Here is a 15062-nt window from a genome sequence, read left to right as displayed (position 1 = left end):
GGCGGCAGTCGGATAGATCGCCGTCGCACAGCCCATCCCGACCAGCCAGTCGCCGTCGCGCATCGAGCCGACCTTGGGATCGCGCTTCGACCAGCCAAAGGCCTCCGACGCCTGGTCGTAGCACTTGATGAGTGAGCGGCTGGAAAATGGCTTGCCTCCGATGGGCTCCTTCTCCGGTTCATTGATGCGACGAAACTCGACAGGATCCATGCCGAGGGCCACGGCCATTTCGTCCATGGCGTTTTCCAGCGCGTAGACATAAGGCGTCTCCGGCGGCGATCGCATGTAGCCAGGCGTGTTGCGGTCGGCATGAACCAGCGAAACATGCGTCAGAACGGCGCCGTAATTGTACATGCGCGCGGTGGCGGACGTGCCGCCGACGACATAAGGGTCGGGGCGTGACGTCACCTCCCAGGCCTCATGTCCGAACGCCGTGATGCGGCCGTCCTTGCCGGCGCCCATGCGGATCCGATGCCGCGTTTCGGCGCGATAGGTCTGCGTACCGAAGGCTTGCATGCGATTGACGACGCAACGAACCGGGCGGCCAATGCGTCGCGCCGCGACGGCAACGATAGCGGTGCGTGCCGTCATCGGCCCCTTGGAGCCGAAGGCGCCGCCGATATAGGGACTGACGATCCGCACATTGGCCGGATCGAGCTTCAGCTGGCGTGCCAGTTCCACCTTCCAGCCGGTAACGTTCTGGCTGGGCTCGTGTATGGTCAACTGGTCGCCTTGCCATATTGCGGTGGTCGAAAACAGTTCGATCGGATTGTGATGCTGGGTCGGTGTCGAATATTTTTCGTCGATCTTTACCGTCGCATCCGCCCAGGCGGCATCGAAATCACCGGCCTTCGCATCCTCCTTGAACATAGGGTTTTTGCCGGCAGCCGGCTCCATCTTCACGCCCTTGGAATCAAAGCTGGCGGCGGGCCGTTCGTCCTCATAGTCGGCGCGGATCAACATTGCGGCTTCCTCCGCCGCCTCGAAGGTCTCGGCAACCACCAGAGCGATGATCTGACCGTCGTGAAAAACCGTCTTGTCGTGCAAAGGCCCGATCGAACTTGCGCCGGTGTTGCCGAATTTCGGCGTGTCGGTCTTGTCCATATCGTCATAGGTGACGATGTCCAGCACACCGGGTACGGCCCGGGCGTCTTTCGTGTGAAGTCCCGAAACCTTGCCCCGGGCAATGCTGCTGGTGGCAAGGGCACCGTAGGCGACGTTGGCCGTGACGATGTCGGCGGGATAGCCGGCCTGTCCGGTAACTTTTAGCCGGGCGTCAATGCGGACAACCGGATCGCCCTGGTTTTCCCTGGGGGCGGGTGCAGCTTGGTTCATGGCTCAGCCCTTCATATCCCGGGTTTCGAGCAGCGCCCGCACCAGCGTGCGCTTGCCGAGCGGTATCTTGAATGCGTTATGCTCGCGCGGTCTGGCATCGGCGAAGGCAGCCTCGGCAGCCTCTTGCGCCGCGGCTTCGTCAAGCACTTTGCCCTGTAGCGCGTCCTCTGCTTCGCGCGCCCGCCACGGCACCGTCGCCACACCACCAAGCGCAATGCGCGCACTCCTTACCGTCTCGCCATCCATGTCGAGCGCAACAGCCGCGGACGCCAACGCAAACGCGTAGGATTCGCGATCACGAATCTTCAGATAGCGCGACCGGCTGCTCCACCGTTCGAGCCGCACTTCGATGGCGGTTATGAGCTCGTCGGCGGCGAGATCCGTCTCGATGTCGGGCGTGTCGCCCGGCCGTTTGTGCAGCTTGGCAAATGCAAGCGTGCGCCTTCCCCGCGGACCTTCGATCTCGACGGTGGCATCGAGCGCAACCAGCGCCTGCGCGAAATCGCCGTGATACGTGGCGATGCAGGCATCGCTCGTACCCAGCACGGCGTGTTGGCGATTGGACCCTTCCATCGCAGCGCAACCGGAGCCGGGTTCGCGCTTGTTGCACGGCCAGGAAATCTCTCGAAAATACTCGCAGCGCGTACGTTGCAGCACATTGCCGCCCAGGCTCGCCATGTTGCGAAGCTGACCGCTGGCGGCGAATTTCAGGCTGTCGGCAAGGGCGGGGCAACGCCGCCGGACGTCATCGTTGTCGGCTGCTTCACCCATGCGGACCAGTGCACCAAACCGGATCGTGTTATCGTTTATCCTGATCTGCCGCAAGGCTGGCTCGGCAAGAGTGTTGAGGTCAAGCAGTCGGTCCGGCCGCGCGACACCGAGCTTCATGTAGTCGGCCAGATTGGTGCCGCCGGCGATGAATTGCGTGTCGGCGCCGGTTGGCGGAACGCGCACGGCATCGACACGGGATGCCATGGCGATTGCAGCGGAGACGCTGGTTGGTCTTTCATAAACGAAGGGGCGCATCCTAAGCCCTCCTGATCTCGTCGCGCGCCTGGACGATCGCCGCAACGATGTTGGGATACGCCGCACAGCGACATAGATTGCCGCTCATATATTCGCGAATGTCATCTTCCGATCCAGCATGGCCTTCGTTGATGCAACCGATTGCGGACATGATCTGACCCGGTGTGCAATAGCCGCATTGAAAGGCATCGTGGTCGACGAAGGCCTGCTGGACCGGATGCAGTTCCCCGTCCGTCGAGGCCAGGCCTTCCACCGTTGTGATCTCCCGCCCCTGGTTCATGACGGCAAAGCTCAAGCAGGACAGTACCCGCTTTCCATCGATCAGAACCGTGCAGGCGCCGCACTGACCGTGATCGCAACCTTTCTTGGTGCCGGTCAGGCCGACGTGGTCGCGCAGAGCGTCAAGCAGGCTGGTTCGATTGTCGAGCGCGAGATTGTAGGTCTGTTTGTTGATACGCATTGAAACCGCCGACAAGTCGCGCGGTTCGGCTGGCTTTGCGGACGCTGGCTGGGCAGCTCTCGTCGGGGAATTCACAAGCGGCATCGCGGCCGCCGCCGAAACAGAGGCCGTCATGAACATGCGTCTGCTCAGGCCACTGGGCATCTTGGCATCGGGCATGGCTGGCTCCGGGCTGGCTGGGTCTCAAGCGGCCCAAACCAGTCGCGGAGGACAAAGTTCCCTCCTCACGAGCCTGTGATCCTTTTTCTGCTGGCGGGATCGATATAACCGGAACCTCGCCTGTCGAGCGATGGTTGTGTGCCAAGAGCCGGTGTGTGCCAAGGGCCGGAAGGAGGCGATCATGAGCGATGGTCGGCATGACAAGGACGGTGACAATGGACCTGTGTTCTCTGCGGAGCAGGCGAGACAGGGCGAGATCATCCTGCGAACGCGCACGCGTCGGGTTATGTTCATAGCCGGCTTGGTCGGTATCGTGATCCTGGCCATCGTGGTCAGGTTGGCAATCGGCTGAACCAATTCCGCCAGGCGCGAAACCGTGCCCGGTCGCCAGGAACCTTTTACGACCAGTTGTCGTTGACTGGCCACGGTCAAAACTCCTGGGAGTTCTCCCGTGGACGCGAAAACCCAAACCGAAGAATCTGAAACCGGCGACACGCACGCCACGTCACGCAGGGCCACCTCAGAGGCGGCGCCAAAGCACCGGAGAGACGTCGGTCAGGAGCACAAGCAGGATAAGCAGGCCGGAGAACCAAAGCCCAGCCTGCTGAGCTTCCCTCGGCGGCACCCTTACATATCCATCGCCATCCTGCTCGCAGTGCTGCTGATTGCCGTAGGGCTGGTCTTGTGGTGGCTGGACGCGCGTCAGTATGAATCGACCGACGATGCTTTCATCGACGCCCGCACGGTGACGATCGGTGCCGAGATATCGGGTCGTATCACCGATGTCGCGGTCACCGACAACCAGTCTGTGAAAGCCGGCGACGTGCTCTTGCGCATCGACGACAGCGACTATCAGGCAAGCCTGGCGGAAGCCGACGCCGGTGTGGCCTCGGCGCAGGCCGAGATCGTCGATGTCGGTGCACAGATCGAAGCACAAAACGCCAAGATCGATGCGGCACAGAAGCAGGTGGCGCAGGCCCAGGCCGCGCTCGAGTTTGCCAAAGCGGAGGACAAGCGCAACCGTGAGCTGCTGGCCAAGGGAACCTCCACCCAACAGCAGGCGGAACAGGCCGCTTCTACCCTGCGCCAGGACCAGGCCGCCCTCGACAGCGCCGGAGCAAACGTGGCAGCCGCGAAAAGCCAGGTCACTGTTCTGCAAGCACAGACCAAGAGCGCGCAAGCAAAGCTCAATCAAGCCAAGGCCAGCCAGGAGCAGGCCCGCACCATGCTGTCGCGCACCATCATAACCGCGCCTGTCGCCGGTCGCGCCACCAGTATCACGGCCGCCAAGGGCACCTACGCCCAGCCTGGTCAGGTGCTGATGATGTTCGTTCCCGACGAGGTCTGGGTGAAGGCTAATTTCAAGGAGACCCAGCTTGATCTGATGCGGCCGGGACAGCCCGTCGACATCGATATCGACGCCTATCCCGAAAAGAACTTCCACGGCCGCGTCGACAGCATCCAGGCGGGCAGTGGCACCGCCTTCAGCCTGCTGCCGGCCGAGAATGCCACCGGCAACTTCGTCAAGGTGGTGCAGCGCGTGCCCGTGAAGATCGTCTTCGACCGACCGCCGGGCGTGCTGCTGGGTCCAGGCCTGTCGGTGGTGCCGACAGTCAAGGTGAGATGAGCGCCGTCGAAATGGCTGGTGAACGGAGCGAAACCCGGTCCGCCGCCGGCGGGCGCAATCCGTGGCTGATCGCAGTCGTCGTCTCGATCGCCACCTTCATGCTGGTGCTCGACACCTCGATCGCCAACGTGGCGCTGCGCAACATCGCCGGCAGCCTCGCGGCCGGGATGGACGAAAGCACCTGGGTGATCACCACCTATCTGGTCGCGAATTCCGTGATCATCCCGGTTAGCGGCTGGTTGGCCAGCGTCATCGGCCGCAAGCGTTACTACATGCTTTGCGTGGCGATCTTCACCATAGCGTCGCTGCTGTGCGGCCTGGCGCCCAATCTGGAAATGCTCATCGTCTTCAGGATCCTGCAAGGCCTCGGGGGCGGCGGCATGGCACCCAGCGAACAATCCATTCTCGCCGACACCTTTCCACCCGAAAAACGCTCCCAGGCATTTGCTCTTTACGGCATTGCCGTCATCGTCGCACCGACAGTCGGGCCGACCATCGGCGGTTGGCTGACCGACCATTTCTCCTGGCACTGGATATTCTTCATCAATGTCCCGTTCGGCATCATGTCGCTTGCCTTGGTGCAGTGGCTGGTGGTCGAGCCTGATGTGCTCGAGCGCGAACGGCAGGAACGGTTGAAGGGCGGCCTCAGAATAGACTGGGTCGGTTTCATCCTGGTCGCCACGGCACTCGGCTGCCTGGAGATCTTTCTCGATGAGGGCCAGCGCAACGACTGGTTCGCATCAGGTTTCATCGTGACCTTCGCGGCGATTTCGGCGGTCTCATTTCTGCTGCTGATCCCGTGGGAATTCAGTCACCGCGATCCGATCGTCGACGTCCGCCTGCTGTTCAGCCGCCAGTTCGGCACATCGTTCCTGGTGATGATGGCAGTGGGCGCCGTGCTGTTCAGCACCACCCAGTTGATGCCGCAACTGCAGCAGACCGCCTTCAACTATACGGCGACCCTGTCGGGCCTGTCGATGATGCCGGGTGGCATCGCAATGTTGATGCTTATGCCGATTTCCGGATTTGCCGGCGCCATCGTCCAGCCCAAATACCTGATCATGGCAGGCATGTCCGTCGTCGCTGTCGCGCTCTGGCATATGACATCGCTCACCCCGGACGTCAGTTTCGGCTTCTTTGCCTTCGCGCGCATCTTCCTGATGATCGGTTTGCCCTTCCTGTTCATCCCCATCTCGACGGCGGCTTACGTCGGTCTTGCTCCGCAGCAGACGAACCAGGCGTCGGCACTCATCAACGTTGCCCGTAACATCGGCGGAAGCATCGGTGTGTCGCTGTCCAACACGGTGATAGCCCAGAACGCGCAAATCCATCAGGCAAACCTCGTCGGCCACACGGCACAGTCGTCACCGGCCTACCAGCAGGTTCTGCGTCAGGCGACCGAGCACTTCGTGGCTCAAGGCTCGCCGATGATCGACGCAAAACAGCAGGCGCTCGGCTGGATAGGACAGTTGATAGCGCGGCAGGCCTCATTGCTCGCCTATATCGATGTCTTTCGATATTGCGCGGTAGCGACCGCACTGCTCGTTCCTCTCGCCTTGCTGCTGCGCTCTCCCCGGCCCGAAAAGCGTTAGCTCGCGCCGCGGCGGTGTATGGCGCTGCCCCGCCATGCGGCCTCGGCTTCGCGAACTTATGTTGGAACCACCGCGTCGGGTCGACGTTCAGCCCTTGTTCAACAGGAGGAGCTGGCCATGCCACGAGGCGACAAATCGAAGTACACTGACAAGCAGGAGCGTAAAGCCGACCACATTGCCGAAGGTTATGAGAAGCGCGGGGTTTCCGACAAGGAGGCAGAGCGGCGCGCATGGGCAACCGTCAACAAGGACGATGGCGGTGGCAAGAAGGAAGGCGGTTCGGGCCGCGGCAAACACACGGGCCATCCGGCGGCGCACAAAGGCGGCAAAAGCGGCGGCAAGGCATCGGCATCACGGTCTGCCGCAAGCCGATCGGAATCGGCAAAGAAAGCTGCAGCGACCCGCAAGCGCAATGCGGAACACCGTGCCCATTGATCTGACGGCGGCGCTCAATGGGGCCGAACGATGGAAGGACAGGGATGAAATCGCAGCTCGTCAATGAGATCGGCGGACAAAGGACATTTGTCCTGGTGCTCGACCCAGGCGAAGAAGCGTTCGCGGCACTGACCGCCTTCGCGGTCGACCAGAAGATCGGCAGCGCGTCCCTGACCGCCATAGGGGCTTTCGAAAAAGCCACCGTGGGCTGGTTTGATCCGGACGCGAAGACCTACCGCAAAATCCCTATCGACGAACAGTGCGAGGTTCTGAGCGCGATCGGCGATGTCGCACTGGGTGATGACGATAAGCCCAGCCTGCACGTCCATGCGGTGCTGGGATTGAGCGATGGCACCACCCGGGGTGGACATCTGCTTGATGGCATCGTTCGGCCAACGCTCGAAATCACCCTGGTGGAAGCGCCCGGCCATCTGCGCCGCAGCAAGCGCCCGGATCTCGGTGTCGCGCTCATCGATCTGGACGATTGATCTACAGCCGCTCTAGCTCGTTCTCAGGCCTTCTTGCTCCGCTCAGCAGGTGCTGTGTCCGGGGCCGCTTCCCACCCGAACACGCTGCGCCCGCCAAGCAGATGCGACTGGTCGAATTCTCCCGCGACAATTTCCTTCAGGCTGAGGCCGGTGACGTATCGTTCGACTTGCCGCGACTGATCGTCGAGCCGCCTCAAGGCGCCGATTTCTTCATCGCGACCGAGCTTTGCCTTTTGCACGGCCGACTTCAGCACGCCGATCGTCTCGTCATAGACCTTAAGCGGCACAGGGAACGGGTGCCTGTCCTTGCCGCCATGCGCCAGCGAGAAGCGGCCGGGATCGGAAAAGCGGCAAGGCGCGCCATGCACCACCTCGGCAACGAGGGCCAGCGCGCGCACCGTGCGCGCGCCGACGCCGGGGACCAGAAGGAGCTCGGCGAAATCGGTGGGACCGCGGTCCGCGGCGGCGGCGATATTGCCGTGAAGACGATGCATGACGACATCGCTTTCGCGAACGTCGTGATGGGCCGGCATGACCAAATGCGGCAGCAGCGGCTGCTCCGGTTCCTGCCGGCGCCTCGGCTCCGCGCAACGCTCCAATGCTGCAAGCTCGCCCAGGATGCGATCGGGTCCGAGCTCCTGCAAAAGGTTCAGTTGCCCTTGGCGCGACGCGTCGGCGCGCCTGTCGGTCAGGTTGACGATCTCGCCTTGATTGATGCCCTCGATGGCGGCATGCGGCTGGTCGACAAAACTCTTGAGCCCCTCGGAGAGCCAATGGTAGCGGCGCGCCACCTTGCTGTCACCGTTCATGCCTTGCTGCACCACGACCCAGCGACCGTCATCGGTGACGATGAAACCATGCAGGTAAAGATCGAAACCGTCCTGGACTGCGGCGCTGTCGACCTTGGCGACAAGACGGCTGACGGTGGCCAGGCCCGCTCCGTCAAAGCCGACGCGTTGGCCGATGGCTTCGAGTTCATGCGGGGTTTTTCGCGAATGCGCGCCGCGACCACCGCAGACATGAATGCCGAGCTCGCCGGAAAGCGGCGTGAGGCCACGCTTCAAAGCGCCCACGACGCTGGTCGTGATCCCCGACGAATGCCAATCCATGCCCATGACAGCACCAAAGGACTGGAACCAGAACGGATGCGCCAGCCGTCGCAGCAGTTCGTCTCGACCATAGTGATGAATGATCGCTTCGCACATCACGGCGCCAAGACGCGTCATGCGGTCGCCGAGCCATTTTGGCACGCGCCCGCCATGGAGTGGAAGATCAGCACTTCCCGATCGTTGCGTCACGTCTGCTATCCGTTCTGGTGTCCGTTATTCTCTTAACAGATAGGCAGCCAAACCGCGCAAGGAAGCATGGACACTTTCCGCCGAGCCGAGTTGGCGAACGTCAAGTCCAGTTCGAGAGAACCGTTTCCATCTCAACCGTCTCGACCTGCTGCGCGAAACGTTGGTGGTAAACGGTCAGCAGTGCGTCGTGGGTTGAATCGGAAGAACTGCATAGCGCGTCCGTGACGAGAACCACGCGATAGCCGAAATCGATGGCTCCGAGCACCGTGGCCAGAACGCAAACATCCGTTTCGCCACCGGTGATGACGAGCGTATCGATGCCGCGCTCCACCAGGAAGGCTCTGAGGCGCCCTTCGAACCAGGGCGAGTAGATGTGCTTGTCGATGATCGCCGCTGGCGGGCAGTAGCCGGCTAAAGACGGCAACAGTTCGGTCATTTCAGGCCCGATCGTCTCGATCGTCTGTGAAGCCCAGCGCTCATAATAGCGCTTCCAGGTGCCGACGCCCTGCCCCGGCTTCTTGGCTGGCAGGAAGCGTGTAAAGACCGTCTGCGGCGCGCGTCTTTCGACCAGCGTCTCGATCTGCGGGAGAACCCGGGTGATCCAGGGTGTTGCCCATTGAGACGGCTCGGCAAACAGCCGCTGCATGTCCACGCAGACATGCATGCATCGATCGCCCAGGGGACCGTATGCCAGCCCCGGCATCGACATCAGTGCGTCTCCGACCGGCCAAGCATTCCTGACTCCTCATTTTGCCAGCAAAGACACGCAACGCCGCGCGCAAGCACTGGTTCCTGAGATAGCCAACAGGAACCGACGCAAATGACCGGCGTTTTCGCTGTGATGAATGGAGGTGCTCGCATGAGACCGCGCGAGAGGCGTTGGAGCCGCAAGTCAACCGGGGCGCCAAAATGGAACTGAGCGGAGGATGTCTCTGCGGCACGATCCGCTTCCGCGTTGGAAGCGAACCGAGAGTGCATTACTGCCATTGTGATATGTGCCGGCGAGCGACCGGCAGTGCGTTCGCGGTTCTGGCCTGGGTGCCTTCCCAAAGCGTGACCTGGACCGATGCGACGCCGACCTATCGCAGGTCTTCGCCGATTGCCTGCAGGGGGTTTTGCTCCGCCTGCGGATCGCCGCTCAGCCTCGCCTATGACGCATCGCCGGGAGAGATCGCGCTTCATGTCGGAACGTTCGACGATCCGGCTCGCCTGGAGCCGCGCTACAATTATGGATCGAGGCAGCGACTTGGCTGGGTTTGCTGCGGAATGGACCTGCCGCACCACGACACCGAGGAGCGATGGTGAAACCATGTCTGAAGGGGAAGCCTGATGAGCATGTTTTACCGGGCGGCCAAGATTGCCGAAGAGGTCCACCAGGCACAGCGCGACAAGACCGGGCGACCTTATATCGAGCACTGTCGCCGTGTCGTTGACGCGGTCGAAACCAAGGATCAGAAGGTCGTCGCCTATCTCCATGACGTCCTGGAAAAGGGCGAAGGCTGGGACCGGACCAGGTTGGAAGAGGCCGGTTTTGGCCCGACGATCGCGTCGGCCGTCGACGCCATGTCGCGTAGGGACGGCGAGGATTACTTCGCGTTCGTGCGACGAGCGGCATCGAATCCATTGGCGCTGCCGGTGAAGCGCGCGGATCTGGCGGACAATATCTGGCAGGCACGACAGGCCGGGGCATCAACCGTCAGATACGAGGAGGCACTACGCATCCTTGATGAAGAGTTTCCACGCGGTTAGCACCTGCCTTGAATTTCAGCTCGCGCCGATGAGAACGGGCAATCTACTCCGTGACGTGGGGCGTATGCCTTCTGTCCTCCGCGGGCTCGACATCGATGCGCGCCTTTTCCGGATCGAATGCACCATGACGTGCAATGGCCCGCGCCGCGGTTTCAGGCGTCTCGTACGCCCACATGAAATCGTCAGCCGAGCTGCCCACGGCATGGACGCGCCAGTAGCTCGCGGTACCTTTCAAAGGGGAGCGGCTGGTGGTGTTCGTTTTTTCGAAAAGGTCAAAATAGATGTCTTCGAAAGGAATATAGAACACGGGCTCATGTCCTTCTTCCTGAAGCACTTTCGCCCGTTCCGTGGCAGCGACTATGGCGTCGGAAAATCGTACCGTCACCGTGCCCGCAAACGGTTCTATGGCCAACTGGCCAGCATGGTGTCTTGAGATTGCGCCTGAAGCTTGCATCCAAATTCTCCCTGGCTGCCGATTGATTGCGAGACCGCATTTCGGTTCGTCATGCATGGAGACGAAATGCGCGGCGATGCGTCAGGTTCCGGCCTTTACTATGGGGTCGATGGCGCCCCTCCTTCAGCGCTTGCCATGGCTATCGAGAAACGCAGCCAACATTCGCGAAACCTGATCAGAAGCCTCACGCGTCGGGAAGTGTCCGATGCCATCCAGCACCACCCGCCTGTAGAACGCGGTGAAATGCTCTTCGAGCCCCTCTGAAGACTGGGCAAACACAACGCGGTCGTCACCACCGTGAAGCGTCAGGATCGGCACGGTGATGATCTTGACCGTTGCTTGCCGGCGGGCGAGTTCAGCATAACGCGGATCGGGCTCGGCCTCTTCCCACCGGACCCGATAGGAATGCAACGTCACATCCGCCCAGTCAGGATTTTCGAACGAGCTCGCAACGCCATCGAAAATGGCGTCGTCGAACCAGCCTAATGGACCCCAGCTGTCCCACTGATACCTGGCGAATTCCTTGCCGTTCTTTCGTACGAACTCGGCGCCCCGTGCGGTCGCCATGAACCATTGATACCAAAATGCTTTCGCCTGTTCGGGCGTCGGCGTTGCTGGTTTGCCTGGTTGCCAGCCGAGGGACAGCGCAGCGCAGCACTTGATGCGGTCCGGAAAAACCGACGCGAGCAGATAGGATATCCGAGCGCCCCAATCATGTCCGACAACTGCAAAGCGGCTGATGCCAAGCGCATCTGCAAAATCCAGCACATCCTGCGCCATCGCGGCAATCTCGCCCGAGCGCATGGTTTCTTTCGACAGGAACGATGTCGGCCCAAAGCCTCGCAACCAAGGGGAAAACGTCCGGAAGCCAGCTTCATGAAGCATCGGCGAAATACGAGCGTATGTCGTCGCGTCGTCGGGCCAGCCATGCAGCAGGATAACCGGGGCGCCGTCCTGCGGTCCACCATCGAGATAGGCGACGCGCAGCAGAGGTGTGTCGCAATGTGAGACGGAGTTCATTTGCTCTGAGGCACCGTAGCTGGCTGGTCGCCGCCAGTCGTGGGGCCTGGTCTGGCGGCCTGATCAACCTGTGGGTTCTTGTTGCTGGTGGCTTTCATCGGCTCGGTGTTGTTGTCGCAGGCGCCGAGCGCAAGGGCAGCGGCCAAGACCAGGAATGAAAAGAACCTCTTCATCGAAACCTCCTCTGGTTGATGCCCGGCAAACGAGGTTCCGCCAATTTGGTTGCCCGACCGGGGTCCTCAAGACGCCATGGGATTGCCGATCAACGCTTCGAGCTATTGGAATCGGCCGCAACTGTCGGGTCAGGCAGAACCGGGCCACGTTCAGTCTCCGAACCCTCAGCTTCGATCTCCTGCACGGCCCGATCCCAGTGCTCCTGCTCGCGGCCTACCGGCCGGCCCTCTTGTTCCCAGATTTCATAGGCCCGTCGTTTGATCTTTTCTTCCCTGCTGTCCATGGCTAGATCCTCCAATTCGTCAGTCTCAATTCCGGGCCATATTTTTTGTTCCTCCTCTGTCGGCAACAGCCGCTGCCGGATTTCGGGAAGGCCCTTGTGGATTGCATGGGATGACCGGCTTGGTAAATTTCGTACCGATATTTTTTCGTGACACACCTATGCTCGCAGTTTTATGAATCAGGATATCGGCCAGCGCCGAGCACGTCCCTCTCCGATCCCACTGCCCGGCGCTCAACGCCGGATCGCTCGTCGCATCGACATGGCGGGCTGTTGCTTCGATTGGAGGTGACGCTCATGCGGGAATTGCCGAAAGACATCGACGCCGATGTGGTCATCGAAATCAGCAAGCTGCTGGACGACAGCCCGCTTTTCGTCCCGGTGCGGGTTCATGAACTTGCGGCCAGGGTGAGGCAGAGGGTGAAGACCGGCCTGCCAGACCTTTCGATTGAAGAACTGATCGTGGAGATGGCCTCCGTACGTCAGCTGGCCATGGCCTTTGATCTGCCTGGATCGGAGAATGTCGTGCAAATCCCGGTGCGGTATCGCCGCTAGCACTGCGACATCAAACGCTCCATCCGGAGGTCAGAACAAGCGACGCCTCAAACATCTGCGCACCGATCTCATCGCGTACCTTGACGGTTATCTTGACGAAATCGCAGTCGGGCATTTCGTCTTGGGCGACATCCTGCAAAATACGAATTGCTTCCGCTCTGGCTTGTTCCCGGGATTCGAACAGCTGCCCGTCATCGTCGGGTACCGTGCCGTCACCGTTTTGAAGATCAAAATAGTACCGTTTCATTTTTCCTGCCGCGCTGGAACATCTGGCGTTTCAATGATTCCGCTTCATGGTGGTTCCTGCCCGCTGGCCGTGCTGGTGACGACGTGGTCGTTCAACGCACCGCAGGGCGAAGCGCCGATATGAAAAGCACCAGCAACGCCAAGGCGTTGAGGCCTGCGGCGATGGCATGCGAATACTCCCATTGGCGCCGCAGCAGCTCCCAGTTTTCAGGGAGGACAGTCCAGTTCCGGGTCGCCTGATTGATTGGATAGGTCAGCGTCCAGAAGGCAAACTGCGTGGCGCCGATGCTTAGAAAGGCGACAACAACCAAGCCGAAAGATGCGCTCGCTCGATAGAGCAGGATCGCCAGGGCGGCCGTGGAGAGCAATGCTCCCAGCACCACGATGCCGAACAGGCTCCATCCATCATAGGCGCGCTGCGCAGCCAGATAGTTTGGCCCGTCGAGCTTCATCTTGTTGAACATAGCGAAGAAATGCGCGGCGGCCGGAGCGAAAGCCAGGGCAACGAAAATGAAGCTGACCACTCTCAGACTATAGATTGCCATGTCGGTCTCCTCTCCGGAGACAGCTAGGGCAATCGCCAAGGTTGAAAAGGTCGCTTTAACGGCGGCTTCCGCCCGCGATCGTATGATCTCAAGCGGGGTCGTTTTTTAGCACTCACGCATCTATCTCGGAACATTTTTTTTGGGTGCTGGTTCTACCCAGTGAAGGGACGAACCTTACCCAGGGAGATTTCCCATGAAACGTGTTCTCATTACCAGCATGCTGGCCATCGGGCTCGGCTGTGGAACGGCGGCGGCTCAGACACAACAGACCGAAAGCCAATCTGGCGCAGACGCCAACTGCGCTTCCGGGCAGGCTGACTGCCAGAACGGCTCCAAGATGGGCGAGCAGGCCCAGGGCAAAGCCAAGCTGAAGACCGACGAGCAGGCTCAGGGCAAGGCCGGCACCACCACCGACCAGCAGGCCCAGGGCAAGGCCAAGCTGAAGACCGATGAGCAGGCTCAGGGCAAGGCCAGCACCACCACCGACCAGCAGGCCCAGGGCAAAGCCAAGCTGAAGACTGACGAGCAGGCTCAGGGCAAGGCCGGCACCACCACCGACCAGCAGGCCCAGGGCAAGACCAAGATGCAGACCGACGAGCAGGCTCAGGGCAAGGCCGGCACCACCACCGACCAGCAGGCCCAGGGCAAGACCAAGATGCAGACCGACGAGCAGGCTCAGGGCAAGACCGGCACCACCACCGACCAGCAGGCCCAGGGCAAGGCCTCGACACAGGATACGACGTCGACCGGTTCCATCAACAACGTGACGGTGGAGCAGAAAACCCAAGTCACTCAGATTATCCGGGAGACGAAGGTCGAGCCTGTGTCCAATGTCAATTTTGACATCAGCGTCGGCGTCGAAGTTCCGCGGCACAAGGTCAGGCTGCATCGGCTGCCGGCTCGTATCGTCAAGATCGTTCCCGCTTACGAAAGCTACGAGTATTTCGTGCTTGCGGACGGTCGGATCGTCATCGTTGATCCGGATACGTTCAAGATCGTGCTGATTTTGACCTGATATGTCCGACGAGTGGTCCGCCCTCCAGAGGGCGGACCGTCATTGCCGGACTGCTATGGATTCAAAGCAACTCCGAAGAGAACCGCAAGCGGCAGGTGATACAATCTGCCACCGCATGGCGGACTCGGCTAGAGACGCCCGAGCACGACCAGGATTATGACTATAAGCAGCAGAAGACCGAGGCCGCCGCCCCCGTAATAGCCGGTGCCGTAGAATGGCCCGCCGCCAAGTCCACTAAAGCCGCCAAGCAATGCGATAATCAGAATGATGATAAGAATTGTGCCGAGACCCATGACTTGCTCTCCTGTTTGCGGCTTCGCGCCGTGTAGACGGAGCGGCGGTCGCCGGCTGATGAGAATATGAACTCGCTACAAGCCTTCCTGTTCCCGATTGAGACCTCATCGACGCTGCAATGTCTGGCCGCTCAAAGTTGTTTAGGCGAACAAAGGTCATCCCGAGACGCCCGAATAGCCCTGGTCTTTCAGCAATCCAGCGAGATGGGCGGCGTTTGAGGCTGCCATTTCGATCGCACCCGAGACTTTTTCCGGAGTTGCCGGCAGGTCGACATAGTTGACGTCCTCCATCGCCTCGCCAACCCAGTAGC

General features: G+C 61.0%; 21 protein-coding genes. 9 read left to right on the top strand and 12 right to left on the bottom strand.

Going from position 1 to position 15062, the window contains the following annotated elements:
- From EN884_RS05490 to EN884_RS05480, 3 genes are all read right to left on the bottom strand, one after another.
- Window positions 1-1335: molybdopterin cofactor-binding domain-containing protein (locus EN884_RS05490; protein ID WP_164894929.1), on the bottom strand; the 1335-nt coding region annotated here is incomplete at its 3' end.
- Window positions 1336-1338: 3 nt separating this feature from the next.
- Window positions 1339-2361, bottom strand: a complete 1023-nt coding sequence (locus tag EN884_RS05485) for a xanthine dehydrogenase family protein subunit M (RefSeq protein WP_063168019.1) — start codon at window positions 2359-2361, stop codon at window positions 1339-1341.
- A 1-nt stretch (window position 2362) separates the two neighbouring features.
- Window positions 2363-2980 (bottom strand): (2Fe-2S)-binding protein, encoded by a 618-nt coding sequence (locus EN884_RS05480; protein WP_128360493.1) that lies wholly within the window; start codon window positions 2978-2980, stop codon window positions 2363-2365.
- A gap of 181 nt (window positions 2981-3161) precedes the next feature.
- Between EN884_RS05480 and EN884_RS05475 the strand changes: the two genes are divergently transcribed.
- From EN884_RS05475 to EN884_RS05455, 5 genes are all read left to right on the top strand, one after another.
- On the top strand, window positions 3162-3332 hold the full coding sequence (locus EN884_RS05475; protein ID WP_082826673.1) for a hypothetical protein: 171 nt from the start codon (window positions 3162-3164) through the stop codon (window positions 3330-3332).
- 99 nt (window positions 3333-3431) lie between these two features.
- Complete coding sequence (locus EN884_RS05470; protein WP_244514300.1) at window positions 3432-4607, top strand: HlyD family secretion protein; 1176 nt, start codon at window positions 3432-3434, stop codon at window positions 4605-4607.
- Between the two features lie 11 nt (window positions 4608-4618).
- Window positions 4619-6199 (top strand): DHA2 family efflux MFS transporter permease subunit, encoded by a 1581-nt coding sequence (locus tag EN884_RS05465; protein WP_082826674.1) that lies wholly within the window; start codon window positions 4619-4621, stop codon window positions 6197-6199.
- A gap of 117 nt (window positions 6200-6316) precedes the next feature.
- On the top strand, window positions 6317-6634 hold the full coding sequence (locus EN884_RS05460) for a hypothetical protein (protein WP_013531559.1): 318 nt from the start codon (window positions 6317-6319) through the stop codon (window positions 6632-6634).
- Between the two features lie 44 nt (window positions 6635-6678).
- The gene (locus tag EN884_RS05455) at window positions 6679-7122 is read left to right on the top strand and encodes a PPC domain-containing DNA-binding protein (protein ID WP_027161655.1); all 444 of its coding nucleotides are present in this window, start codon (window positions 6679-6681) and stop codon (window positions 7120-7122) included.
- Between the two features lie 23 nt (window positions 7123-7145).
- Here EN884_RS05455 and EN884_RS05450 read toward each other — a convergent pair whose 3' ends face one another.
- Together EN884_RS05450 and EN884_RS05445 are read right to left on the bottom strand one after the other, a co-directional pair.
- Window positions 7146-8420 carry a DUF763 domain-containing protein gene (locus EN884_RS05450; RefSeq protein ID WP_063168023.1) on the bottom strand — a complete coding sequence of 425 codons (1275 nt, stop codon included), beginning with the start codon at window positions 8418-8420 and terminating at the stop codon, window positions 7146-7148.
- Between the two features lie 100 nt (window positions 8421-8520).
- Window positions 8521-9129: a cysteine hydrolase gene (locus EN884_RS05445; protein WP_063168024.1), complete on the bottom strand. Its 609-nt coding sequence runs from the start codon at window positions 9127-9129 to the stop codon at window positions 8521-8523.
- A 200-nt stretch (window positions 9130-9329) separates the two neighbouring features.
- Here EN884_RS05445 and EN884_RS05440 point away from each other — a divergent pair, with 200 nt between their 5' ends.
- Entirely contained in the window at window positions 9330-9725 is a 396-nt protein-coding gene (locus EN884_RS05440) for a GFA family protein (protein ID WP_027161657.1), read from the top strand.
- Window positions 9726-9749: 24 nt separating this feature from the next.
- A complete protein-coding gene (locus EN884_RS05435) occupies window positions 9750-10169 on the top strand; it encodes an HD domain-containing protein (RefSeq protein WP_027161658.1) in 420 nt (139 codons plus the stop codon).
- 43 nt (window positions 10170-10212) lie between these two features.
- On the opposite strand, the gene EN884_RS05430 is transcribed toward EN884_RS05435, so the two are convergent.
- The 4 genes from EN884_RS05430 to EN884_RS05415 form a co-directional block, all read right to left on the bottom strand.
- Window positions 10213-10623: a DUF427 domain-containing protein gene (locus EN884_RS05430; RefSeq protein ID WP_013531554.1), complete on the bottom strand. Its 411-nt coding sequence runs from the start codon at window positions 10621-10623 to the stop codon at window positions 10213-10215.
- A gap of 123 nt (window positions 10624-10746) precedes the next feature.
- On the bottom strand, window positions 10747-11643 hold the full coding sequence (locus EN884_RS05425; RefSeq protein ID WP_063168025.1) for an alpha/beta hydrolase: 897 nt from the start codon (window positions 11641-11643) through the stop codon (window positions 10747-10749).
- Window positions 11640-11816 (bottom strand): hypothetical protein, encoded by a 177-nt coding sequence (locus EN884_RS05420; RefSeq protein WP_013531552.1) that lies wholly within the window; start codon window positions 11814-11816, stop codon window positions 11640-11642. Before EN884_RS05420 ends, EN884_RS05425 begins: the two co-directional genes overlap by 4 nt.
- Window positions 11817-11905: 89 nt before the next feature.
- Window positions 11906-12100, bottom strand: coding sequence for a DUF2934 domain-containing protein (locus EN884_RS05415; RefSeq protein ID WP_013531551.1), 195 nt, complete (start codon window positions 12098-12100; stop codon window positions 11906-11908).
- A gap of 294 nt (window positions 12101-12394) precedes the next feature.
- On the opposite strand from EN884_RS05415, the gene EN884_RS05410 reads away from it, so the two are divergent.
- Window positions 12395-12652, top strand: coding sequence for a hypothetical protein (locus EN884_RS05410; RefSeq protein WP_013531550.1), 258 nt, complete (start codon window positions 12395-12397; stop codon window positions 12650-12652).
- Window positions 12653-12662: 10 nt separating this feature from the next.
- On the opposite strand, the gene EN884_RS05405 is transcribed toward EN884_RS05410, so the two are convergent.
- Together EN884_RS05405 and EN884_RS05400 are read right to left on the bottom strand one after the other, a co-directional pair.
- Window positions 12663-12899: a hypothetical protein gene (locus tag EN884_RS05405; RefSeq protein WP_013531549.1), complete on the bottom strand. Its 237-nt coding sequence runs from the start codon at window positions 12897-12899 to the stop codon at window positions 12663-12665.
- Window positions 12900-12990: 91 nt separating this feature from the next.
- A complete protein-coding gene (locus EN884_RS05400; protein WP_013531548.1) occupies window positions 12991-13443 on the bottom strand; it encodes a membrane protein in 453 nt (150 codons plus the stop codon).
- 193 nt (window positions 13444-13636) lie between these two features.
- Between EN884_RS05400 and EN884_RS05395 the strand changes: the two genes are divergently transcribed.
- A complete protein-coding gene (locus EN884_RS05395; protein ID WP_127224138.1) occupies window positions 13637-14458 on the top strand; it encodes a DUF1236 domain-containing protein in 822 nt (273 codons plus the stop codon).
- Between the two features lie 128 nt (window positions 14459-14586).
- Here the strand turns inward: EN884_RS05395 and EN884_RS05390 are convergent, their stop codons facing one another.
- Complete coding sequence (locus EN884_RS05390) at window positions 14587-14751, bottom strand: DUF3309 family protein (protein WP_013531546.1); 165 nt, start codon at window positions 14749-14751, stop codon at window positions 14587-14589.
- Window positions 14752-15062 lie beyond the last annotated feature (311 nt).

This window comes from Mesorhizobium sp. M7A.F.Ca.AU.001.01.1.1 (assembly GCF_004022735.1).
In the GTDB taxonomy this organism is placed as follows: Bacteria; Pseudomonadota; Alphaproteobacteria; order Rhizobiales; family Rhizobiaceae; genus Mesorhizobium; species Mesorhizobium ciceri.
This window is presented reverse-complemented; position numbering and strand designations above follow the sequence as displayed.